General features: G+C 37.8%; 20 protein-coding genes, 2 tRNA genes and 1 pseudogene. 11 read left to right on the forward strand and 12 right to left on the reverse strand.

The genetic code is table 11. From position 1 onward, the window contains the following. Positions 1-208 precede the first annotated feature (208 nt). The gene (locus tag BT797_RS02995; protein WP_075471039.1) at positions 209-1,555 is read right to left on the reverse strand and encodes a YjiH family protein; all 1,347 of its coding nucleotides are present in this window, start codon (positions 1,553-1,555) and stop codon (positions 209-211) included. Positions 1,556-1,948: 393 nt separating this feature from the next. Between BT797_RS02995 and BT797_RS03000 the strand changes: the two genes are divergently transcribed. Both BT797_RS03000 and BT797_RS03005 read left to right on the forward strand, forming a co-directional pair. Next, positions 1,949-2,482 (forward strand): RCC1 domain-containing protein, encoded by a 534-nt coding sequence (locus BT797_RS03000; protein WP_045109298.1) that lies wholly within the window; start codon positions 1,949-1,951, stop codon positions 2,480-2,482. Positions 2,483-2,784: 302 nt separating this feature from the next. Beyond that, positions 2,785-4,200 carry a hypothetical protein gene (locus BT797_RS03005; RefSeq protein ID WP_045109299.1) on the forward strand — a complete coding sequence of 472 codons (1,416 nt, stop codon included), beginning with the start codon at positions 2,785-2,787 and terminating at the stop codon, positions 4,198-4,200. A 144-nt stretch (positions 4,201-4,344) separates the two neighbouring features. Here the strand turns inward: BT797_RS03005 and BT797_RS03010 are convergent, their stop codons facing one another. Continuing rightward, the gene (locus tag BT797_RS03010) at positions 4,345-4,938 is read right to left on the reverse strand and encodes an outer membrane protein (protein WP_045109300.1); all 594 of its coding nucleotides are present in this window, start codon (positions 4,936-4,938) and stop codon (positions 4,345-4,347) included. A gap of 275 nt (positions 4,939-5,213) precedes the next feature. Between BT797_RS03010 and BT797_RS03015 the strand changes: the two genes are divergently transcribed. The 5 genes from BT797_RS03015 (at position 5,214) to BT797_RS03040 (ending at position 10,816) form a co-directional block, all read left to right on the forward strand. Beyond that, complete coding sequence (locus BT797_RS03015; protein ID WP_075471040.1) at positions 5,214-6,749, forward strand: sensor histidine kinase; 1,536 nt, start codon at positions 5,214-5,216, stop codon at positions 6,747-6,749. Further along, the gene (locus BT797_RS03020) at positions 6,736-8,361 is read left to right on the forward strand and encodes an ATP-binding protein (RefSeq protein ID WP_045109302.1); all 1,626 of its coding nucleotides are present in this window, start codon (positions 6,736-6,738) and stop codon (positions 8,359-8,361) included. Before BT797_RS03015 ends, BT797_RS03020 begins: the two co-directional genes overlap by 14 nt. 21 nt (positions 8,362-8,382) lie before the next feature. Beyond that, positions 8,383-9,012 (forward strand): response regulator, encoded by a 630-nt coding sequence (locus tag BT797_RS03025; RefSeq protein WP_075471041.1) that lies wholly within the window; start codon positions 8,383-8,385, stop codon positions 9,010-9,012. Between the two features lie 127 nt (positions 9,013-9,139). Further along, entirely contained in the window at positions 9,140-9,544 is a 405-nt protein-coding gene (locus tag BT797_RS03030; RefSeq protein ID WP_075471042.1) for a DUF1801 domain-containing protein, read from the forward strand. Between the two features lie 639 nt (positions 9,545-10,183). After that, entirely contained in the window at positions 10,184-10,816 is a 633-nt protein-coding gene (locus BT797_RS03040) for a class I SAM-dependent methyltransferase (protein WP_045109304.1), read from the forward strand. A gap of 98 nt (positions 10,817-10,914) precedes the next feature. On the opposite strand, the gene hflX is transcribed toward BT797_RS03040, so the two are convergent. Next, entirely contained in the window at positions 10,915-12,258 is a 1,344-nt protein-coding gene (gene hflX / locus BT797_RS03045; protein ID WP_075471053.1) for a GTPase HflX, read from the reverse strand. 294 nt (positions 12,259-12,552) lie between these two features. Here hflX and BT797_RS03050 point away from each other — a divergent pair. From BT797_RS03050 to BT797_RS03060, 3 genes are all read left to right on the forward strand, one after another. Then, a tRNA-Gly gene (locus BT797_RS03050) sits at positions 12,553-12,628 on the forward strand. Positions 12,629-12,809: 181 nt separating this feature from the next. Then, a tRNA-Gly gene (locus BT797_RS03055) sits at positions 12,810-12,885 on the forward strand. Between the two features lie 233 nt (positions 12,886-13,118). Further along, the gene (locus tag BT797_RS03060; RefSeq protein WP_045109305.1) at positions 13,119-13,736 is read left to right on the forward strand and encodes a MarC family protein; all 618 of its coding nucleotides are present in this window, start codon (positions 13,119-13,121) and stop codon (positions 13,734-13,736) included. A gap of 70 nt (positions 13,737-13,806) precedes the next feature. On the opposite strand, the gene BT797_RS03065 is transcribed toward BT797_RS03060, so the two are convergent. The 5 genes from BT797_RS03065 to BT797_RS03085 all read right to left on the reverse strand — a co-directional run bounded on the left by BT797_RS03065 (position 13,807) and on the right by BT797_RS03085 (position 16,815). Then, positions 13,807-14,097, reverse strand: a complete 291-nt coding sequence (locus BT797_RS03065) for a putative quinol monooxygenase (RefSeq protein ID WP_045109306.1) — start codon at positions 14,095-14,097, stop codon at positions 13,807-13,809. A 42-nt stretch (positions 14,098-14,139) separates the two neighbouring features. Continuing rightward, complete coding sequence (locus BT797_RS03070; protein ID WP_045109307.1) at positions 14,140-14,535, reverse strand: VOC family protein; 396 nt, start codon at positions 14,533-14,535, stop codon at positions 14,140-14,142. A gap of 82 nt (positions 14,536-14,617) precedes the next feature. Continuing rightward, positions 14,618-14,932: a ribbon-helix-helix domain-containing protein gene (locus BT797_RS03075; RefSeq protein WP_045109308.1), complete on the reverse strand. Its 315-nt coding sequence runs from the start codon at positions 14,930-14,932 to the stop codon at positions 14,618-14,620. Between the two features lie 144 nt (positions 14,933-15,076). Further along, on the reverse strand, positions 15,077-15,403 hold the full coding sequence (locus BT797_RS03080) for a hypothetical protein (protein ID WP_045109309.1): 327 nt from the start codon (positions 15,401-15,403) through the stop codon (positions 15,077-15,079). Between the two features lie 197 nt (positions 15,404-15,600). Continuing rightward, on the reverse strand, positions 15,601-16,815 hold the full coding sequence (locus tag BT797_RS03085; RefSeq protein ID WP_045109310.1) for a DUF3103 family protein: 1,215 nt from the start codon (positions 16,813-16,815) through the stop codon (positions 15,601-15,603). A gap of 201 nt (positions 16,816-17,016) precedes the next feature. Between BT797_RS03085 and BT797_RS03090 the strand changes: the two genes are divergently transcribed. Further along, entirely contained in the window at positions 17,017-17,199 is a 183-nt protein-coding gene (locus BT797_RS03090) for a LysE family transporter (RefSeq protein ID WP_045109311.1), read from the forward strand. Here BT797_RS03090 and BT797_RS03095 read toward each other — a convergent pair. The 4 genes and pseudogenes from BT797_RS03095 to BT797_RS23540 form a co-directional block, all read right to left on the reverse strand. Then, the gene (locus tag BT797_RS03095) at positions 17,186-18,055 is read right to left on the reverse strand and encodes a LysR family transcriptional regulator (protein ID WP_045109312.1); all 870 of its coding nucleotides are present in this window, start codon (positions 18,053-18,055) and stop codon (positions 17,186-17,188) included. The genes BT797_RS03090 and BT797_RS03095 overlap by 14 nt on opposite strands. A gap of 40 nt (positions 18,056-18,095) precedes the next feature. After that, positions 18,096-18,974, reverse strand: coding sequence for an MBL fold metallo-hydrolase (locus tag BT797_RS03100; protein WP_045109313.1), 879 nt, complete (start codon positions 18,972-18,974; stop codon positions 18,096-18,098). Between the two features lie 178 nt (positions 18,975-19,152). Beyond that, a complete protein-coding gene (locus BT797_RS03105; RefSeq protein WP_075471043.1) occupies positions 19,153-22,626 on the reverse strand; it encodes an EAL domain-containing protein in 3,474 nt (1,157 codons plus the stop codon). Between the two features lie 51 nt (positions 22,627-22,677). Then, a pseudogene (locus BT797_RS23540) lies at positions 22,678-22,830 on the reverse strand (IS3 family transposase); the annotation flags it as partial. Between the last annotated feature and the right edge of the window lie 248 nt (positions 22,831-23,078).

The following is a 23,078-nucleotide window of genomic DNA, read 5'->3' on the forward strand; positions in this document are numbered from 1 at the left end:
AAATATAAAAGTTGTGCTCTATCAGTTATGGAAAGCAACCCTGATGGCAGAAACAAAAAGGTTGTAATCGAAAAAGTGTATAACCAATTCCATAAAAGATGTCGGAAAATATAGTGATGATAAATGTTATTACGATGCGGAGCTTCGTAAGCAGGAGATAACTGCCTGGAAAAAGTGTTGCGGCATGACTGCCGCAACTGAGGTTATATTAGAACAACATGTGCGCACATAATGCGATTACAGGTAATGTAACTAATGTACGTAGAATGAAGATCGCGATTAACTCAATGATGTTCACTGGGATCTTACTTGATAAGATTACCGAGCCTGTTTCCGACATAAAGATTAGCTGAGAGATAGATAATGCAGCAATCACGAACTTAGTGATATCGCTCTCAATGGTTGATGCTGCGATAATCGATGGTACGTACATATCAGTAAAACCAACCAGTACCGTCTCTGCTGCTGCTTGTGCTTCAGGTAGATCTAATAGCTCTAATAGTGGCACAAAAGGTACACCTAACCATGCAAATAACGGTGTTGTTTCGGCAATAACCAAACCAATCGTACCAACAGCCATTATCACTGGTAATACACCGAACATCATATCTAATGAATTTTGTAGACCTTCACTAAACGTTGATTTTATGCCTTTTACTTTACTCGCTCTTTCCAGCGCTAGTTGGTAGCCGTATTTGACAGCTGACAGTGACTCCGGAATAAGTTCGTTATCAAGATCTGGTTTGCTACCATCAATGTATGTGTCTTTTTTATAGCTTAGCGGTGGCAGAAACTGAATAATCATTGCTGCGATAATGCCAGACAGACAAATTGTTGCGTAGAAAGGAACAAAGTAATTTTCTAAGCCAACCTGTGTTAATACCACCAAAGAAAACGAAATACCGACTGGTGAAAACATGGTTGCAACAACAGCAGCTTCTCTTTGTGTATATTTTTTTTCTTCATATTGTTTACTTGTTAAAATCACACCAACCGTACCATCACCAAGCCATGATGAAATACAGTCAATAGCAGAACGACCTGGCAAACGAAATACAGGGCGCATGACTTTACTTAAAATAGTGCCTAAGAACTCGAGTAAGCCGAAGTTTAATAATAATGGCAGTAATAAGCCGGCAAAGAAAAAGGTAACAAGAAGTGATGGCAATAGATCATGCAATACTAGCCCGCCGGTATTTGCGCTCCAAATGAACTCTGGACCAACCTTATAAAGTGCGAATAATGTGAATGCAGCACCAAGAACACGGATCACAACCCAAATAGGGGTAAGAATAAATAAACGCGTTAATAATTCAGAGTGAACAATAAATGCAGGTTTAATTGTATTAGCAAATACAGAGATCAGTGCTGATAAACAAATAATCGTGGTAATGAGTGGATGAATCGCGTCACCTAGCAGACCTTTTACGCCTTTAGCCATTAAAGCCAGTGGGAATGTAAAATTACCATCAACGCTTAATGGTGCAAGAAAGAAAAATAATCCAAATAAAGACGGGATTAAAAATACTAATATATTTTTTCTGGTTTCACTCATTGAATTCTCCGTGATTTTTTATTCATTTAAACTGAGTTTTTATTCTGAGTTGCGATTTTACTTTTATATGTCGTATAGTCAACACATAAACCTATAAATAATAAAAAATACCGAAGTTTATTTTACTTTACTGGGGTTTCTGGTGTTGAATATGTTTAATTCTGGTTGGTTTAGTAGTGTGTTTAACTGATACTACATCTAAGAGTGCTCAAATGCGTCTAATAGTGTTCATTTGTCCTTAAATGTATCTAATTGTGTTCAATTGTATCGAAATGTATTGCTCGTGTTTAAACTCTTGATTGTAATTATGATTGCAGTAATGATAGTGAAACGCATTATCAATCGCGCGAGATTGTTAATATATAACCTAGTATTTTGCATGAAGGTATAGGAATGAAAAACACTTTTTTAATTGGACTGATTTGCTTGTTTTTAGCGGGATGTGGTAGTGGTGATCCTGGAGATACCTCTACTAAAGATATTTCCACTGAGGATAAACCAGCCCCTATTATTAATTCTAATATTTCTGCTTTTGCAGCATTAAAAAAAGACGGTTCGGTAGTAACCTGGGGTTCTTCTTGGGGCGGCGATTCTAGTGCGGTTGCTGGTGAATTAACGGATGTCAGCGTTATTTATTCGACTAATGGCGCTTTTGCGGCGTTAAAAAAAGACGGTTCAGTAGTAACTTGGGGTGAGCCTGATTTTGGTGGCGATTCTAGTGCGGTTGCTGGTGAATTAACGGATGTCAGTGTTATTTATCCTGCAGGAGATACTTTTGCAGCGTTAAAAAAAGACGGTTCGGTAGTCACTTGGGGTAATAGTCGACGTGGTGGTGATTCGAGTTCGGTTGCTAATGAATTAACGGATATCAGAGTTATTTATTCTACAGATTCTGCTTTTGCTGCATTAAAAAAGACGGCTCGGTAGTAACTTGGGGAACTTCTTGGGGGGGCGGGGATTCTAGAGCGGTTACTGACAAATTAGTTTTTAATTAAGGTGATACTCCTTCTATTTAAAGGTATTTGTGTTCCTCTTTGTCACCTGAAATAGTAAGAGGACCTTTTTCTACTTTGATATTAAGCGAATGTTCAGAACATTTAGTTGCTGTGACTGTAATTGCATATTTATTTTGCCAATAATTTAAAAATACAATCTTACAATGTAAGTGATAATGACAATCATTATCATTTGTGTATAATCGCAGCACCATTTTTTATAAGAATATGATAATGAAAAAATACACAATATTAGTTTTAATACTTGCTTTGGCAGGTTGTGATAAGGATGTTAAGTCAGTTGATCGTTCTAAAGTAGCGGAATCACCTGTGAAAGTGGAGGTGCCTGACAAGGTGGAAGTACCTGACACGTCAGTTATTAAGCTAACAACCGACCCTGTATTTCAAGTGAAGAAGGGCACTCGGTTTGTAACCGATCAACTTACGTTTAATTTTGTTAAAACCATTAATGCAGAAATTAAAGTTTATGATAAAGATCATGCGATGATTTTTGAGAAGGTTATATCTTCTGCTGCATCTGAAATTACTGTTAATGTGGGCTCTGGGTACAATAATACAAGCCTTAAATATGGTAAATATTTTTATGAGATAAGTACTTCTTTACCTGACGGTTCAGCAGAAGAAGTATTTAAGGGATCATTTGATAAAATCCTTCGTCCTATAGCCACATTTAACAATAAGATTTCAGATATTAGTATTTTTGGCGATACGCTCTATGTCGCTACAGGCGATATGATGAAGGATGTAGAAGTTCGTTCCGTTAATATTAAATCGGACGACATAACGCTACTGAATATATCTGGGAAAGATTTACCTAAACCTATTTATGATATGGCTAGAGTAGGTAATAAACTATATATGGGTGGTCGGAAGGATCAATATATGGGAGGGAAGCTACTTGTTGAATATGACTTGGATAGCAACATAGTATCCGATCTAGACAGTCGATTATCATGCAAAACAAAGAATGATGATGAGTGTTCTGCTGTATTCAGTTTAGCTTCTATGTTAGATAAGCTTTATATAGGGACTAGTGATGGATTATTTTCTTATAAAGATGGCTTATTTTCTAAAATCACAGAACATGGCCTAGATGAGTTTACAGACTTTAAATCTTTATTTGTTGATAGCCAAGATCGTGTATGGGCGGGTTCTATGATAAAAGGTGGTATTTCTTATTATGCAAAAGGTTCTTGGACACCAATGACAGAGCTTAACTCCCAAATGCCTGCTGGCGGGATACTTGCTTTTTCTGAAGATAATAATAGAAATATTTACATGGCTAATAATATTAATGGATTAATAAAATATAATTCTGAATCTAATAACTTGGAGCAGTTTACACCTCATAATTCAGGGATTATAGACCATAATTTAGTATCTGTTGCATATACTGACGGGATTATTGTTGGCTCACATGATTATGGTATTGCTAAATCTGAAGATGGCTCCGATTGGGAAGTAACTGATAATAGCAATTCTTTGATGGCTCCAATCAAAACTGATGCTTGTCAATGGAACCCGGATTCAGCAGGTTGCAAAAAAGTGTTGGTCGTTGAACGTATTGTTGAAAATAAAGATGGCCGAGTTTTTGCTGCTATTGGTAAAGGTATTTACGAATTATATTAATTAATCAAAGGATTCAATTTAACTGCATCCTCTAAATGTTCTGGTGCAAAGTGTGAATACTTCATGGTATTAATAATTTACCATGACTCTGTATCCACCGTGCGCCAGAATACAGAGTCATTAATCATAACGTGACTCGCAATACTACCAATTAAATCCAGCAGTCAGGCCTGTATGAAGCCCGCCAGCATTTAGCTCTTTTCCAAAAAGATCAATCTCGGCATGCGAGTAACGAATATCAGCACCGATATTGAAGTGCTTCCATGGTTTCCATACTAACCCCCCACCGATCCAAAGCCCGACACCTCGATCATGTTCATCCTTATACGTACCATCGGATTGTTTAATTTCTCGATGGCCATAAGCTGAAGTGATCCCGCCTCCGAGGTAGGGGGTAATGACGTAATTAAAATCATAATAACGTCTAATACCAACCATAACCTCGGACGTTACAGCATCAACACGCAAACGACCTTTACTACTTTTATTCTCTTTATTATCAGCATCATCGAGAGAAGCAAAAACATCAATCGCAATAAGAAAGGGCCAACTTTGGTGGCCAAAATCACTGATAATGCCAAATTCACTCTGTGAATCAAACTCCCCCCAATCACTGTCTAATGACTTATTACCGACAAAACCATTTACATTACCGGTCCATCCATTACCGGTCCATCCATTTGCCTGTACGAATCCAGAAGTAAGCATTCCAATAATCAATATAGCACTTTTGTTCATTCCATTTCTCCAGTTGAATAGCGTAATTTAATGTCAAAATCATGCTATCAAGATTAGATGATTAGAGTTTCAAGGAACGTATTTTAATGTCTTATTATGTCCGAGTGTACGATGAGGTATATTCATAACCTATTGATATGTAAATAATGAATATTTAATGTAAAGACAAAACAAGACAAAACAAGACAAAAATAGAAGAAATCAGACATTCTATATCTATCGACAAGATTTAAAGTGATAGGATTGCATCATATTACCGATGTGAGGGATAAGCTTTGAGCCGTTTTTTTATCGTACAGCTATTAGTTATTGTGCTGTTGTTTTTTTATGCTGTACCAAATTATGTCATGCCGTTATTAGAACCTCTTTGGTTACAACCAGGGAAAGTTAAGTTTCAGGCTTTAAGAAGTCAAGGCGTTGCAAATATACTAGCAGAACAATTGAATTCACAAGCAAGTAAAGGTGGCTCAAATAGCGTTAATCTGGATGATTTCCCCTACACAGTAAAGGTTCAAAGGTTTAGCGAACTCAGTCTCACTAAAGCGCAATTTAATACATTAAAAAAAAATGATTTCTGGGTTCATCCAGATACGCTGAACTCATATAAATTGTTAGATAATAATCAAGTATTTATTATTGGTGACCCTGATATGCGAAGCGAGTCGAGTTTGTCATACTCTCAGCATGAAATTATGGGTACCGTGTTTTTACTCATCCAAGAATTTAATCAGACACCCATTGAGCACTGGGATACTCTAACTCAACAATTAACGATTAATTTTCGTTATCCAATAGAGCTCCTATCTATCGATAATTTACCTTTATCCATAGATGAGGTTGAACAACTTAAGCAAGGAAAGTTACTTACTCAAACTACTCTAAATGGTTATAAATATGGTTCGGGCATTGATCGGTTTTATCAGCAATTATCCAATGGTCGTATATTATCCGGAGGTCCAATTTCCCCATTTATTACAGATGAAATTACCGTTGGGAATATTTCTATCTTGCTTAGTATTGGGATGTTCAATGTATTGATATTGCTAATATGGTTGCTACCGACTTGGCGTTCGATCTACTATTTAAACCAAGTAACCAGCAAGTTCAGATCACAAGACTATACCTGCCGAATGCCTATCCTTTTTGCTAGTTTGCTAAACCCTCAAGCTCGAACCTTTAACCAGATGGCGCAAAGAACGGAGCAACTTTTTTATGATAACCAACAATTGATCCATACCTCTTCAAAAGCACTCAAACAGCCCTTGGCCAAAATTGAAAAACAGCTAGAGCAATACAAAAAAGGCATGCAACAAAGCGAGACTTTAGACCAAATGGAACAGTCGGTTAATGATATGCGCGATATTACTTCATTGATTTTATTAATAGGAAAATTTAACCGAGAAAAAGAGAACCGTCAATTTGTGCCGATTAAATTGACCGAGTGGATAAATAAACATTCACTGCAATGGCAAATAAAGCTTGATAGCAAACTGACTGTTATCAATCATTCTGAAAGTGATATCGAGCCTGATATTTTAACGTATATAGACCCTTATTTTTTTGATAACGCTATCTTAAGCATACTGAGTCTTTCAATAGGGACAACGCTCGGATTAGAACTGCATTTAACCATTAACCAGAAAGTGAGTCAGATTTTGGTTTATAAAAGTGAGCATGAAACAGATGTTAAGATGCCTATAAATCTAAATGCACAGTATCTTTTACTATTTGCTCAGCAGTGTAAGGGCCAGGTTATTCGTAATAATTTAAACAATACAATAACGTTGGAGATACCCAATGTTCTTTCGTAATATATTAATCCAATTAATGTTTATTATTTCACTGTCTGTTTTTGTTAGTTTTACTTTTTTAATACCAACGCTAAACTTGCTTTGGCTTGAGCAATCAGGTCATGTTGAAACGATTGAAACCTATCGCTCAGCTGGTACGATCTATTTGTTAGCAAAGAAACTTAATACAATTGAACAAGGTAAACAAATTGAAGCTCTGGCTCAACTGCAAATTCAATTCAACTATGTTTTAACACTGAAAAAAAAGGAGCCGCTATCATTAACTTTTGAACAAGCTAAAGTATTAGCACAAGGTCAAACCCTATTCGATTCAGAAACATCAGAACTTTACTATCAGTTGGGTGATAACGGTTTCATCTTGGTCATTGGCGATATAGACAATGCAGCCCCAATTCATCAAACAGTACAACAGGATGAGGTTGCTGCAATTTTAAACCTCATTTATCAAGACTTATTAACGATACCTTCGGACGATTGGTCTAAGAGAATGGCACAGATAGATCTATATTTTTCCGTCACGATTAAAATGATTGCCTTAAGTGACAGTCGAATTTCTGAAATCCAACGCGAAGACTTGCTTAACCAAGAGATTGTTTTTCAGTATATTGATCCACTAAACGAAAGCGACATTCCTGAATATATCCTCCAGAAGATACCTAATCACAATACAGTTGTTGTTATTGGCCCACTTAACAGCGTAATAGAAGAAAGGATTATTAATGATGTATTAATGCGATTTGTCATCATTATCGGCGTATTGGTTTTCTTACCGTTAAGCATCTGGCTATTTCCCTCTTGGCGAACTTCAGCTTCTCTACTCAAAGCGACCGAAAATTTTGGACATGGTGATCTATCTAGTCGTTCCACCATTTTTAAAGGCAGTAATTTAAATGGATTAACCACTACATTTAATAAGATGGCAGCAAGAGTCGAGACGCTATATGACAATAACATTATGTTGAACAGTGCTGTTTCTCATGAATTAAGAACGCCGTTAACGAGAATTGAATTTGCCATTGAATTACTTAGAAATCCGTCATTAAAACAGCAAGAAAAACAGATGCATCGTATTGAAAAAGCTATTTCGGAAATACGAGTCATGTCTGATGAAATGGAGCTGTATGCACGATTTGACCGAGAACGACCTAATTTTGAATTTGTCATGACTGAACTGACAACCTGGTTTGATAATGTAAAGCAAGAGTGGATATATTACGAAAAAGGCACGACCATTAATGTTGTTCATGTGCCATCTCAAATATACGTACCAATCGAGCCTTTTTATTTCAGAAGAATGATTAATAACATAATTCGAAATGCTTATAAACATTCTTTAAATACCATCAATGTTCACATTGAAATACTCAATGACGAGTGCCTAATTACGATTGAAAATGACGGTACTTCAATCGAGGATAAGTATAAGGAAAAAGTGTTTGAACCATTCTTTAGATTGGATCAAAGCCGTTCACGTAATTCAGGTGGAACAGGACTTGGGCTGGCGATTGTTAAACAAATTGTTATCTGGCATCATGGTAAAGTATGGATTGAAGATAGTCACTCAGGTGGAGTAAAAGTAAAAATTACACTTCCAGTAAAACCATCATACTAATTTGTTTATATGGAACGGATCATGAAGCGTCAAAGTATTCTAGTTATTGAAGATGATATAGGTATTGCAGAGTCTATTTGTGACTACCTGCAGCAAGAAAACTTTAATGCTAGTTATGAGTCAAATGGATTACTTGCAGAAAAAAGAATATTGGCAGAACAGCCCTCTTTAGTGTTGCTCGATGTAATGTTGCCCGGAAAAGATGGTATCAGTATATGTCGAGATGTGCGTTCCTCTTATAACGGTTATATTTTAATGTTCACAGCAAAAGAGGATGATATCGACCAAATTGTCGGGCTAGAAGTTGGCGCAGATGACTATCTTATAAAACCAATCAAGCCACGCCTATTATTAGCCAAAATCAAAGCATTCTTACGCCGAACAACTTCCACAAAAGCAGACTTACCGATACAACTTATTCAATTTGGTGCATTATCTATCGATTCACTCAATCGAAAAGTCACTCTAAATGGCATCTACGTATACCTTACTAGCGCAGAATTTGATGGTTTAGAGCGAGGTATTGATAACAGAATAAGCCAATTAAGAAAAAAACTACTTGATAATGATCAGGTAAACCCTCGCTTTAAAACCATCAGAAATAAAGGGTACGTATTAGCTCCGGGGGCTTGGGGAGTTGAAGCCCAATAAGCTACTTATGCTATCTATGCTATCTATGTTATCTTTTTTTATTTGATTAGTTGCTAGTAATTAGGTGAATACATTAGGGTAGTCGAGACGTCCTGTGATACTAATGTTATGTGAATAGGAGGCCTCAATGGACAAGGCAGTCAAAAATCGGTTTGATGAGTATCCAGAGAATGCTCGAATTCGGCTAGGAGAATTACGAAACTTAGTTCTTAGGCTCGTTTCTGAGTTGGAGTTAGGTGGAGTCGAAGAATCTCTTAAATGGGGTGAGCCGAGCTACAGCGTCAAGACTGGTAGTCCAATTCGAATGGACTGGAAATTGAAAACTCCAAATAGTTATTACTTATTTTTCAATTGCAAAACTAAGTTGGTAGACACCTTTCGAGAGTTATATGGTGACGTGCTGGAGTTTCAAGGTAATAGGGCAATAGTGTTGAATTTATCAGAACCTATACCAGAACCAGTTATCAAGTATTGTCTAGAGCTGGGATTAACCTATCAACAGCGTAAGCATTTACCTCTTCTTGGTGCGTGATAGACATTAACATAACAAACCTATTATGTGCGCGTTTTCGGTGCAGGACTTGCGACAAGTTGCTAGGCTTTCCGTTCGTGCCTAGCGATAAAACCACCGTAAATAGTAGGCGAAAATCAATGAACCACTACAGTCTAGAAATCGAATTTAGCTTAAATATTTTCTTTTATACGTTGATGATTTAGATAGCAGTACTATCGAAGGAATAATAAAAATAAACCCTATAAAAAAAATAACGCGGTTGAATTCTAATACTTGATAAATCGAAAATAAGGTTATGATCAATAAAGAAATGATATGCAATTTATGGCAAAATGGATTATCTTTTGAAAATTTTGAGTAAGACCGAACAATCATAATAACCTCATAATACAATACTGAAGAACTTATATTTGACCAAGAATCATTATGCGCATTGCCACTCTTATATTCAATAGGTTATGCATCAGCAATTTCATTTCGAGATCAAAAATTTGAACTAGCAATCATAAGATAAAATAATTGCCATAATAATAGTAAATAAATAGTAGATGTGTAATAAAAATGCCTACTGTAATGGCTCGTTGATCTGGTCTCCTAATTTTTTTGGGGGCTCTATTTTTCATTTAATTCATCACTATTGACTATGGAGTGTTCACTATGACAGATAACAAATGGGAACAGTTTGCGAAGAGTTTTGAAGAAAGTAACAATTATGTTGTTGGTATAAAAGACATTCAAACTGTAAAAAGTAAGTTGAATTTACTATCTGGTACTGGGAATATTCTTGAACTTGGTTGCGGTAATGGAACATATACTGAGTGCTTCATTGAATCGGCGTCCAGCATAGTGGCTACAGATATTTCAGACCAGATGATTTCTATAACTCGAGATAGGTTTAAAGACCACAAAATGGTTCAAATTGAAAAAGCAGATTGCTTTAATTTACCGTATCAGGACTCTTCATTTGATACTGTTTTTATGGCTAATCTATTACATGTTATTCCCAACCCAGAAATTGCACTGTCTGAATGTTTTCGAGTATTGAAAAATGATGGGAGACTTGTTATCGCAAGTTTTACGCTTCACGGAATGAGCTTTTTTAATAAAATACGTTTGAAGTTCAGGTACATGAGGAAGTATGGGGCAAAGTCATCTTCAACTATAATGCTTACTCCTCAGTTGGCTGAAAACATGACTAAATCTTTAGGTTTTCAAACGATAACTGCTGAACTTGTAGGTTCGAAAGTCAAGGCTGTTTATCTCACCGCAAACAAATCACATAATATATAAGAGTGAGTGTGTCGATCAAGAGACTAACCACATGGATATCCGGCTAGGACACTGAGGCCCTAACCGGAGTACGAGGTCTACTTATTTCTAACTGCGTATTAAAAAGTAGTGAGTTGCAGCATTTTATGTAATCGCTCTAGGGCAACCGGGCTTGCTTTTAATGTGATACGAATACCTTTTTCATGGTATTCCTCTTCTAGAACCTGCATTTTACTGTGAATTTCACCTATCACACCACTGGCTGTGTAGGGAATATCAAAGCAAGCTGGACACATTTTCTTTTCTAATAAGTTTTGAATTTCCTGATGTACGAACGCGACATCACCTTTGTCATGTGCACTGATTTGTAGCGCATCTGGATAGCGCTCCAGTAGGTCTAATTGCTGTTCTTCGTTTAAGCAATCTACCTTATTGAGTAATAATACTTTGTTATTCAAATCGATATTTAATTGCCCTAATACATGATCTACAATGGCTAATTGCGAAATGAAATTTTCGTCTGATGCATCAACCACGTAAAGCAATAAGTCTGCATTTTTTGCTTCTTCTAAAGTTGAATGAAATGATGCCACTAAATCATGAGGCAGCTTCTGGATAAAACCAACGGTGTCGGAGATTAAAATACGCGGTTGTGTCGGCGGCTGTAATGTACGTATCGTGGTATCTAAAGTAGCAAACAGTTTATCTTCAACTAATACTTCAGATCCTGTTAGAGCACGCATTAAAGATGATTTACCGGCATTGGTATAACCCACTAACGCCACGGTTAACTGCTCGATACGACCACTGCTTCGACCTTGCATCTCGCGTTGTACCTTGGTCAGTTCGCGTCGTAGCTCGGCTATTTTAGTGCGAACACGGCGACGATTAATCTCAAACACAGTTTCACTGATTGAACGGCCTTTTTGGCGTTCGCGATCGCCACTGCTTTCATCACGTAATCGCGGTGTTAAGTAATTAAGTCGCGCGATCTCTACTTGCAGCTTCGCAGTACGAGTACGTGCGTGTTTACTAAAAATTTCGATAATAACGCGGGTACGATCGTAAACTTCTACGCCGAGTGCCGCCTTAACATTACTTAATTGATTCGGGCTTAGTTCGCAATCGAATACCACAATGTTGGCTTGGCATTTAACATCTGTTGTTGCTAATAATTGGCTTAACTCGTCTTGGTCTAATTCAATCTGCACTTCATCTTCATAAAATGTGCTTTCACCTGTTAACGAGGCTAATTCTTCTAGTTTACCTGAGCCTAATACTGACAGTTGTTTGGTCGATTTTTGTCGTTGCGTTTTGGTTCCAACCACTGAAAAGCCGAGGGTATTAACTAAACGGCCTAATTCAGATAATGATTCGTCCACGTCCTGTTGCGTAGTACAAGGTGTGCGAATAGAAATTAGTAAGGCGCGGGTAACAGAGTGTTCTGTTGTTGTGATCGACATGTCGGTGCTCATAGCTCATTGCTTAAAGTAATATGAGTTGCATCCTACGCATTTCGAATTTCTATTACTAGCGGTATGGACGTTAAAGCGAAAAATAATAAAATTGAGACAGCGCTGAATAATGCTGTAGCGCGTATAAAAGGGTTATATTGATTTCAGTTGGTATTTTTAAATCGCTGATAGCGGACTAAGTAAAATTAGACTCTAACCCCAATTTATGGGACCCCTCACTTACATACACTTACATTTATTCTGTTTGCATTACGATAAAACTGAAGTAATATCTCAACCCATGCGGACATCGTATAATGGTAATACGTCAGCTTTCCAAGTTGAAGACGCCGGGTTCGAATCCTAGCTGACCGCTCCAAACATTAAAGCTACTCATTGAGTGGTTTTTTTTGTATGGCATGCCAGCATCGATTTTAAGTCTACCCGAGCACACTTATTCTTTCTTTCGTTTTTCATTCGTTATCGAAAAAATACGCTTACATACACTTACATTTCTTCTGTTTGCATTACGATAAAACTGAAGTAATATCTCAACCCATGCGGACATCGTATAATGGTAATACGTCAGCTTTCCAAGTTGAAGACGCCGGGTTCGAATCCTAGCTGACCGCTCCAAATATTGAAGCTACTCATTGAGTGGCTTTTTTTGTATGGCATGCCACTATCGCTTTTAAGTCAACCCGAGTAAACTTATCCTCTCTCTATTTTCTATTCGCTCTCCTAATACGCCACATACTTCCCTTTATTGTCAGTCACTATATATTTTATAACTTAGCAGACTTGTTCTGATATAGTTGATATAAATATTAGTGCGATTTAAATCGTTAACTGACTAAGGAATAAGATAAATGAGCCAATTACTTGAACATGCTGTGACCGTTTTTATGGCCTTTTTTGCCATTATGAATCCGATTGCAAATACCACCGTTTTTGCTGGATTAACAGGGACTATGGGCAAGTCGAAACAAGTCAAAATTGCCGTTAAATCTCTCACTATCACCTTTGTTATTATTGTTTTATTTTCGATTTTAGGTAAATCAATCTTCCATCTATTTGGGATCACGTTACCTGCATTACGTATAACGGGTGGCATTTTGGTATTCCTTGTCGGTTATCATATGCTGCAAGGAAAAAGTTCGAAGTTACATACCGCAGAAGAAAGTAACGATTCAGATGTTGCTGTATCACCGCTAGCTGTACCACTGCTTGCGGGACCAGGCACGATAGCAACTGCAATGAACTATTCATCAGCAGGTGGATGGGGTGAAATTATTATTACAATATCGGCGTTTGCTGTTTTATGTCTTATCACCTTTGTTTGTTTTATTTTTTCGTCAAAGATCATATCGGCAATCGGTGAGAGTGGACTGAGTATTGTTACTCGCCTTATGGGGCTGATCTTGGCTGTTATCGGTGTGGAAATGCTGATCGGCGGTGTAACGGCGGTTATTGGTACGATAGGCTAACAAGACGGTCATAGCGCTTAAACGTCGTAAAGGCGCTCAGTTGAGCGCCTTCTTAGTATTAAGCGGATGATTATTTCAATTCAACAGGTATGTAAAATTGAATTTTTGGCTCGGCAATGATTAAGTTCCCCACATTTTCAATTAAGGCTTTAAAATAATCTTGCTCACAATGAAAGTTGAAGGCGGCTTGGTCGACAAATCTTTCTTGAAATAGATAGATGCTTTTATCTTCCGTGCGTTGTAATTGATAGCTAATACAACCATCTTCTTGTTGTGATGGCTCTAGCATGCTGGTTAGCAATTGTTCTAATTGATTTTCGCTACCCGTTTTGGCAATAAATTCTGCTGTTAAACAAATCATAAAATTTCCTGTTTATATACGCTGTTCAGTGTTTTTAAATAGTTAAACATAACGACCTTTCCGTTCTATAAATTCGATTTTATATCCGTCCGGATCTGAGATGAAAAAGAATTTAGCCAATAATCTACCTTCCCACTGCAGGCATTTAACTTTACTCGGCTGTAAATTTAGATTGGTTAGTTTTTGATGTACGGAATCAATATCTGCAACACTCACAGCCAAGTGACCATATTGATTACCATGAACAGATTCTTCATTTGATGAATGGTTGAAGGTTAGTTCGAGCTCAAAAGCAGACTCCTTGTTCCTTAAATAGACGAGAGTGAAGTCTTTAAAAGGGAACCTGTCGACCAAGTTAAGCTCAAGGGTTTGTTGATAAAACAAAATTGAGCGTTCTAAGTCGGACACTCTTAACATGCTGTGGATCAGTTTGACCATTGGTTACTCTTCCGATTTACTGTGGAAAGCAGAGTAACTAAATTCAGGAAGGCTTAGGTAGTACTAGGGTGTTACATTCAATTTAATTATTATGATTTGTTTCCATAAGCTGCTGTTTCACTATCTCCATAACGTCATCTGGCCTCTTTAAGTAAAGTAAGCAAGCACAGCGTAGCAACGAAGCAAAATTGGATATTTTTCCGTTGTAGTCTAATGCTTCATTGTAGATATAAGTGATAAAGCTTGGTGTCGTCATATTTTGCTGATGCGCGATCTGAGCTAAAATATCCCAAAAGCTGGCTTCTAATTTTATGCTTGTAGAATGACCGCTAATACGAATAGATCGAGTGATATAACTGTAACTTTCTAAGGGTTGGTTGGCAAAAATCTGGCACATGGCTCACTCTCATTTGAAATGAAAATAATCATGAGATAAAATTATGAATGAGTCAATAATAGTTTTGATGTTCCGGTCTGATATTTTTACATATCAACGTCAAAGGACGATAAGCTTAAAGTAAACTTACGGAAGGGGTTTATTTCACGTCGTTTTCTGTATTTTTAGCCAAAAGCTCTCTTGGCACTTGCTGAGAAATGTTTTTTTCATTGGGCTTACAGATTCAGTGGATGAATCTATAACTTCATAGCTAATCCAATATTCAGGACATACTTCAGAGGATGGTGGTAACTCATCAGACTCGATACTGTGTTTTAAAATAACACCATTAGAAAAAGATAATAGGGCTTCAAAATTAGTGACCGTAACACCTTGATCGTTGTAAGCGTTGTTAGTTATCACTTTATTAACTATACGCACTTTTTCATCTACGCCATTTATAGCCTCAATGTATGTAAATAACTGATTCATTTTAGTTCTCCAGTATCAATTTAAGTATACCTAAAATTAGGTGTTAAGTGTTTTAAATCAATTCATCACAATTCTTCATTATTAACGGTTATATATGCTACCACTCGCAATCGTAATACTTTTCACTAATCTCCGATCTATTCGTGTTTTAGATTGTGGTGGTATGAGCCATACCACCACACTATTTTAGTAATAGATTATGACCTTGGTTGAATAACTAGAGGTGTAAAGGTCGCCCTTGCATTACCACCTGATCCATAGTGATCTGTGTATGTTTCACCTTCTTGTAAGGTGTAATATGCATCCACAAAATCATCGTCATTAGTAAACCATGCATCAGGTAACGATTTGATTATTCCATTAGTGATGGTGGCTATAATAGCAAAGCCTTGTACTTCAGGATCTGGAATCGCTTTTAAAATTGTTTCGGCAGCAGATACGAGCTGCGTAGCAAGTTCTTTGTAATTTGTACCGTCATCATGCTCCATCAATATAATATCTGCCGCAGCCCAACGATAGCGTTCCCAATGAATGACGACTTGATTTGGATAGTATTCTTTCTCTGCATAATCAAGATAAGGCATTTCAATGATATCAAGGACTGGCTCATCACGGGTTGGGTTAACGCCATTCACTATCGCGTATACTTCAGCAGCACCTGATATCCAAGGTTCTTGATCATCCTGTAAGCTTATCTGCTTAATTAGGGTTGTCGATATCGGTTTATCTCCAGATTTAGACGCACTTCGCTGAGGATAGGCCGACTTAAGTTGTTTTTCTGAATCAGAGCTTTGAGCTAAGATCTTGCGCATTACTGCTAGCCCTTCACGTATCGTTTGTTGTTTATCTAATTCAACCACGAAAACTGGTCTGTCTGGCAGTTGGTACACATCTAGCAGCTGAATATCACCATTTACATCATAGGCTTCAATATTAGCCCAGTCTTTATCGTTGCCTTCTGGCTCGAAGGCAAATAAGGGTGACACACCGTGCTGCCAGTCGCTCAGCATACTTGCGTCAGCGAGACGAAATTGAACTAAGTTAGGATTATCAACGCGCTTAAAAATGGAGTTTTGTACCGAACTAGTTGATAAACCTTTTGCAGAACGTATCGCTTGTTCACTTTTATGCAATGCCTGAGTTGCAACCCCACTAGATTGTAATACTTGATCCGCATTGACTGTTAAATTATATCGATTGATGCCAGATTGTAGGGTTGGCAAGACCTGAGTGTATTGTCGGCTCAGTTCCAATGCTATTTCACGTTTAGCACTCGCAACACTGATACCGTAGTCTGGTCGCTTCTGGGCTATTTGCTTTGTATCTGCAAATTTAGCTGCAGAAACAAAGGAGGAGTTAATTAAAGCGAAAGGAGCTACTACGATCAGCATAGCTAAAGTCATTTTTTTCATACTGTGTCCCTATTAATTGTTACTCATTTAAACTACGTTGAGTTCAATTCGAATCGTATTGATAACTATTCTCACTGTCAAAGACTTTGTTTCAACTATGTTGATCTTGATTGTTTTTTCTGTATTTTTGGCTTTCTAGTGTTATGAAGATCACTATTCACTTATGGATAGGAATGCACTTTTTTGAGGGTTTTTAACTTGATGACGGGGCTGTTAATCACGTTAGGTAACCCTAAGGCTATTTTGTTTTATGTGGGATTCTTCCCTACATTTGTCAATATTGGCGATGTGTCTGCCTATGATACAGCTTTAATCATGCTGACGGCTACAGTCGCATTTGGTAGTGTGAATCATAGTTTCAACGGGTGCATTAGTTGCGGTTAGGGCATAGCAAGCGATTTATTAGCGCCATAAAATCGGGCTGCTGTAAACGATTAGAGGCTAACGTTATCCCTACTTGACGTTCTATTTTTTCTACCCCTGTTATGTTTGAAATGGGGATCGCTGTGTAATTTTCATGTTCAAGCTGCTCGGTCGTTAGTGGGGCGAGCAAAAGTCCTATTTGTTGCTCTACCAATGCCAGCGCCCATTCTTCGGTATCAACCGATGCCACACGTTCTATTTGCAGTTCACGCATATAATCCATCAATAGACACATATTGTTACACTGTCTACGTTCAATCATAGCGACACCGTGCAGCTGCTCTAATGTGACATGTGTTTTAAAACTTAGCGCATGATTGTTAGGAATAATTAAGTAGTACTGATCTTGCCACAAGGGGTGGAATGTCGCTAAACTTTTTTTGCTGTCGCAGTTTAAATAATCGTTTGGGTAATCACTGCCTAAATAAATATCTGCGGTACTATCGCTAGTTAAATGCAGCAACCATTGGGGACAATGCTGTTGCAGCTGAGACATGAGCCGTTTTAAATAGACTAAACTTATATCTGCTTGCACTGCAATGGTGATGGTTTGTCGTGATTGCTGAGGGTTAAAATAATCGAACATTGATCCTGCTTGATTTAACAAGGCTTTACTATGTTGATAAAACTGTTGTCCGGCCGAAGTCGGAGTCACCCCCTTTTTATGACGAGTTAACAGCACGGTATCAAATTCTGACTCCAGCTTATTAATGGCTATCGTGATTGAAGGCTGAGCAACAAAGCATTGTTTTGATGCCCCGGTGATGCTACCAGCGTCGACGGCTGCAACAAAATATTTCAACGCTTTTAAATCCACGAGTACCTCTTTTTATGGCGTGTGAATCTAATTTTAAAGATCACATTAAAAATTTAGGATAGCGCGGCAAAGTTGCTGCGACTATTTCATCATGAGCTGGCACAATAACTAACTTTTTATTTTGTATGGTCAATTGATGCAATTTTTTAACCATATTATCGGACTGCTGTTGATCGTAATTGAGATCCACTAACCATTTCACTAATCCGCTGCGGCCTACATTATTTTTCACACCTTTAATTGACCATGTGCTATCGCCAATAAACAGATATTCATTATTAACCAGTACACCTATCTGACCATGGGTGTGACCAGACAGGTCGATCAAGATGACAGAACCATCATCAAAAATATCTAAACTAGCTGAAAAACCTAATACATTTTTCTTATTTAATGAGATGAAATTCCAGTTTATCGCAGGATCATCAAATTGGCTTTGAATAAAGGCTGGTGGTGCATGTTTTTTTGCGGTTTCAAGTTCATTTTTCTGCACCCATACTGGTGTGTTTAAAGCGATGAAATCTTCAATTCCAGATACATGATCCCAATGTAAATGGGTCGGTATTATGGCTTTTAATCGTTTGAAATCATATCTTTGTTTTTGTAGCTGATCTATCACTGGCAAAGCCTTAGTGTAAGCAAATAACTGCTGGTCAAGCCAGCTCATGGCCGCCACTTGCTTATCTACGTCTTTACCAAGGCCGGTATCAATTAATAAATCTCCTTGTTCATGTTGAATGAGTACCGCATTGTGCTCGAGCTGACGTTTTTTAAACCAATCCCCACCCGATACAATAAGACCTTCAGAACTGCTCGCAGATTGCCCTGTATTGATGATCGAGAAATTTACCTTAGTCGCCGCGTTTAAGCTGAAAGTAAACACACTTGCCATAATGACAATAACAGCTATATTTTTCATTATTATTACTCCTCAGAAAGATGGAGTTATAATATGCAGCATCAATATATATGTAAAATATACTATATTTATGATAATGACATATTTTTGTTATAGATAGAGTGTTATGAGATATCGCATTTACTTTTGCTGAATAACCTGCAGTCTTAGCGTCGCTGTGTTAATACGCTGGTGCAGCTTAAATGCCACTATCGAGCCATTGTTGGTTTGGTGTATAATTGTGTAACCAATTTGGGAATTCAGAGGCTGGCATGGGCCGGGCAATACCATAGCCTTGCGCCGCATAGCATCCCATGTTGAGTAACATCAAACCGTGTTCCGTTGTTTCAACACCTTCAGCAATGACTTCGCGATTAAAGGAATCAGCTAGCGCAAGGACGCCATTAATAATGGCATAATCATCAGGGTCGTCTAGCATATTTTTTACAAAATACTGATCTATTTTGATCGTATTAGCAGGCAAGTTTTTTAGGTGAGTCAGAGAGGAATAACCCGTACCAAAATCATCTAGAGCGATATTCACGCCTAGTACATCCTGACAGGTATTGAGAATGTTACGGATTGTATTGAGATCACCCAGTGCGCTGCTTTCCAATATTTCTAATTGTAAATATTTGGAGTTTAAATTGGGGTGGCTTACTAACGCATTTTCAAGTTGCGTTAAGAATGCGGATGATAGCAGGTGATAGGATGCGATATTGACACTTACTTCAATAAAAATACGCTGATTTTGCCATGCCACAATTTGTTTCAATGCTTCATTAATAACCCAATCTCCGATCCGGTTCTCTAATTCTGATCCCTCAATGATCGGTAAAAATTCAAGTGGCGGGATCAATCCTTTCTCTGGATGCAACCATCGAATTAACGCTTCAGCACCAAATACTTCACCGCTTTTCATATTGATTTTGGGTTGGTAATACAAAACAAATTCGTTATTTGATAAGGCTTGTTGTATCTCATCAAGTTGCAGGTGTTTTTTAATCGTCAGTTGATCGTGCTCGGGGTTAAATAGATGGAAGCGATTTTTTCCGGCTAATTTTGCTTGATACATCGAATAGTCAGCGTGACGTAATAAAGTATCTAAGTCAGCATCATCACCTGGATATAGCGTTACCCCAATCGAGACACTAATATTAAAAGTATGCCCTGCGATTATATAAGGCTGGGCCAGAAAATAATTAATTCGTTGCAGTATTTCGTTACAGTGATCAAATGACTCTATATCACCTAGCAGCAGGACAAATTCATCTCCCCCTTGGCGTGACGCGGTATCTTCATCTCTGATATTAGTTTTCAGACGCTGGGCGACAGCAATGAGTAACTGATCGCCTATGTCATGACCATAGTTATCATTAACAGGTTTGAAATTGTCCAAATCGAGAAAACACACACCAAACATAGTGTCAGTTCGTTTACTGTGGGCAATGCTAGACCTAAAACGATCTGCAAGCAGTGAGCGGTTGGGCAACTTGGTGAGCATGTCATAATGCGCCATCAACTCCAGCTTTTGTTGTTGTTGTTTAATCTCGGTTATATCAGAAAATAAACCCACATAGTGTAATGTATCATCATCGTCATTTGTGAGAGAAGAAATAGACAATCGAGCAGCAAAGAGTTCACCGTTTTTCTTTTTATTCCAGACTTCACCATACCAGTGGCCTTGTTCAATGAGGTTTTGCCACATTTCAATAAAGAAAGCAGGACTCTGCTTGTCAGAAGAGAGGATATTCGGGGTTTGACCTAATACTTCGTGACGGCTGTAACCAGTGGTTCGAGTGAAAGCAGGGTTGATATCAATAATTTTACCTGTCGTATCTGTAATCATTAGCCCTTCATTGGTATCGCTAAATACACGGGAAGAAAGCTTGATTTTTTTATCTGACAGATTTCGTTCAATCGCTATCACACTGAGTTGAACTGCGAATTCGAGCAATTTGAAATCGTGTTCTGTTGGCATACTTGGCTTACGTTGGTAAATTGCAAAAGTGCCAAGCAGTTGGTTGTTTGAACCGATAATAGGTTCAGACCAACAAGCGGCTAGTTGAGCCTTGGCTGCTAACGCTTTAAAATTAGTCCAGTAGGAATGAGTTTGTATATTCTCTACAATTACTCTTTTTTTGGTGAACGCTGCGGTACCACAACTGCCTACGCCATCACCAATTTCAATGCCATCAACAGCTTCATTGTAATCATCAGGAATGCGTGACGAAGAAAATCCAGCATTAAGATGAGTACCTTGTGCATTTGCCAGTAGCACAGAACAGAGTGATCCCGTTTGTTCTTGTTCGATAAAATTAACGATATGTTCCAAAATTATGTTTAATGGTTCGCCTTTTAATAATTTCTCTAATACGGCACTGCGTGCATTATCACGTAGCTCTATTTTTTTGCGTTGCGATATATTGGTATGAACGCCAGTGCACCAGAGCGGTTTTTTATGTGCGTCTGATTCTGTAAATTCGCAGGATGTGTGGATCCATAACCAGTTCCCATCTTTGTCTTTTCTTCTGTATTCCAGCTCAAATGGAATACCTGCTATCAAAGCTTTTTGATATTTATTGGAGACAGATTCAAGATCATCGGGATGAATTTTTTCTAGCCATTGCGCTAAGGTCGTCTGAATATCGCCTGGCATGTACTCTGACAGTTGTTCGTACTGGCCGCCAAATAAGATTTCACCGCTCTGTACGTTTAGCTCAAACCACACTTGACCCGCTGACGTTAGCGCCAAGTTTAAGCGTTTTAAATTATCCCCCAATTCCTTAGTACGTGAAGCCACAATATTTTTAAGTGATGCTTGGCTGTTTTTTATGCGCATGGCTAGTATGGAGAAAAAGGTGGTTAAAATCGTAAATATTATGCCGAACAGAGACGTTACTATAATTGAAGCGTAGTGAGCCCAGCAATTGATAGGGGACACTTTTAACATCCAAGTCACGTTTTCGATTTTTATATTATTTACGACATAGTCGTCTAATAGTGGTTCTGCTGAATGTGATAAAATTTGAATTTTTTTGGTGTCTGGATGAATGCGTGATAACTGATATGCAAACCCTGCCTCTACCAGTGCCGGTAGATTTGCAGTTTCGAGTACGTGTGGAAAATGCATTAAAACAGTTGCAAAGCCCCAAAAATAGGCTTCCCCGTTGGGGTTATCCAAATAGATAGGTAATAGTCCAACGGCCCCATACTTTCCTTGGACTAAATTAAAAGGTCCTGCGAGGGTTAATTTACCGCTATCTCTGGCAGCAAAAGCCTCTTTATTCCGACTAGCTGAAGTGAGTAAGTTATGTCCTATCGCCTTTTCATTCCCTGTTAACGGCGCAATATATTGGATAATACCATCAGGAGCAAGTTGCAGTGCCACAATGCCAGGATAGAAAGGTAACATTTCAGTTGCGAATTGGGCAAAGCCTGCTTCATCAAGGTGTTGATGTTGAACAAAGGCGGCAAGCGGGAAGGTGGCTGATAATACCTGATTGATATTACTCTTAATTAGATTGGCATAACTATCCGATAAGTTTTGAGCTGCTAAGCGCTGTTGCTGATGTTTGTAATTATGAATAGCGTAAACCGTAATAACAGATAGCACGACTGAGGCGGCAAAAATAAGTTGTATGATTAGTGATGTTTTTATTTCTTTAAACATTTTATGCTTCAAGGCGCGCTACGCCAGTCCTCGCTCTATGATTATAGGAAACTATGCTCCTTTCCTCTCCAACTTACACGACACTTTGTTAGTTTTTGTTATATTTTTGTCAAATTTCATCGGAGATAGTTTGCTATTAGTACCATGATGGCGCTGAGGATTGTAGAGGTATTCAATATAATTAAAGATATTTGAGTTGACTTTTTTAGTTTAAAACTGTCTTTCGTCATTTATTTAACTGCTTAAGTTCTGAATTCATTATGTTTTATCATTGATAGAATATGAAATTGTGAGTAAGTCAATTCGTACTATTGATTGAGTATCAAATGATTGTTATAGGATCTAGGCTGCAAAATTATTGAAGTTTGTGTGACTTGTATCATTTACAATTTAAATCTAAACCTAGCGATGCTTTATGTAATGATATGAAAATAAAGTATATTCCAGACTGT

This window comes from Moritella viscosa (genome assembly GCF_900120065.1).
In the GTDB taxonomy this organism is placed as follows: Bacteria; Pseudomonadota; Gammaproteobacteria; order Enterobacterales; family Moritellaceae; genus Moritella; species Moritella viscosa.

Bases quoted from the DNA above. Each gene is read 5' to 3' on its own strand.
- BT797_RS02995 (WP_075471039.1), bottom strand. From the start codon at position 1,555: ATGAGTGAAACCAGAAAAAATATATTAGTATTTTTAATCCCGTCTTTA.
- BT797_RS03000 (WP_045109298.1), top strand. From the start codon at position 1,949: ATGAAAAACACTTTTTTAATTGGACTGATTTGCTTGTTTTTAGCGGGA.
- BT797_RS03005 (WP_045109299.1), top strand. From the start codon at position 2,785: ATGAAAAAATACACAATATTAGTTTTAATACTTGCTTTGGCAGGTTGT.
- BT797_RS03010 (WP_045109300.1), bottom strand. From the start codon at position 4,938: ATGAACAAAAGTGCTATATTGATTATTGGAATGCTTACTTCTGGATTC.
- BT797_RS03020 (WP_045109302.1), top strand. From the start codon at position 6,736: ATGTTCTTTCGTAATATATTAATCCAATTAATGTTTATTATTTCACTG.
- BT797_RS03025 (WP_075471041.1), top strand. From the start codon at position 8,383: ATGAAGCGTCAAAGTATTCTAGTTATTGAAGATGATATAGGTATTGCA.
- BT797_RS03030 (WP_075471042.1), top strand. From the start codon at position 9,140: ATGGACAAGGCAGTCAAAAATCGGTTTGATGAGTATCCAGAGAATGCT.
- BT797_RS03040 (WP_045109304.1), top strand. From the start codon at position 10,184: ATGACAGATAACAAATGGGAACAGTTTGCGAAGAGTTTTGAAGAAAGT.
- hflX (WP_075471053.1), bottom strand. From the start codon at position 12,258: ATGTCGATCACAACAACAGAACACTCTGTTACCCGCGCCTTACTAATT.
- BT797_RS03060 (WP_045109305.1), top strand. From the start codon at position 13,119: ATGAGCCAATTACTTGAACATGCTGTGACCGTTTTTATGGCCTTTTTT.
- BT797_RS03065 (WP_045109306.1), bottom strand. From the start codon at position 14,097: ATGATTTGTTTAACAGCAGAATTTATTGCCAAAACGGGTAGCGAAAAT.
- BT797_RS03070 (WP_045109307.1), bottom strand. From the start codon at position 14,535: ATGGTCAAACTGATCCACAGCATGTTAAGAGTGTCCGACTTAGAACGC.
- BT797_RS03075 (WP_045109308.1), bottom strand. From the start codon at position 14,932: ATGTGCCAGATTTTTGCCAACCAACCCTTAGAAAGTTACAGTTATATC.
- BT797_RS03080 (WP_045109309.1), bottom strand. From the start codon at position 15,403: ATGAATCAGTTATTTACATACATTGAGGCTATAAATGGCGTAGATGAA.
- BT797_RS03085 (WP_045109310.1), bottom strand. From the start codon at position 16,815: ATGAAAAAAATGACTTTAGCTATGCTGATCGTAGTAGCTCCTTTCGCT.
- BT797_RS03090 (WP_045109311.1), top strand. From the start codon at position 17,017: ATGACGGGGCTGTTAATCACGTTAGGTAACCCTAAGGCTATTTTGTTT.
- BT797_RS03100 (WP_045109313.1), bottom strand. From the start codon at position 18,974: ATGAAAAATATAGCTGTTATTGTCATTATGGCAAGTGTGTTTACTTTC.
- BT797_RS03105 (WP_075471043.1), bottom strand. From the start codon at position 22,626: ATGTTTAAAGAAATAAAAACATCACTAATCATACAACTTATTTTTGCC.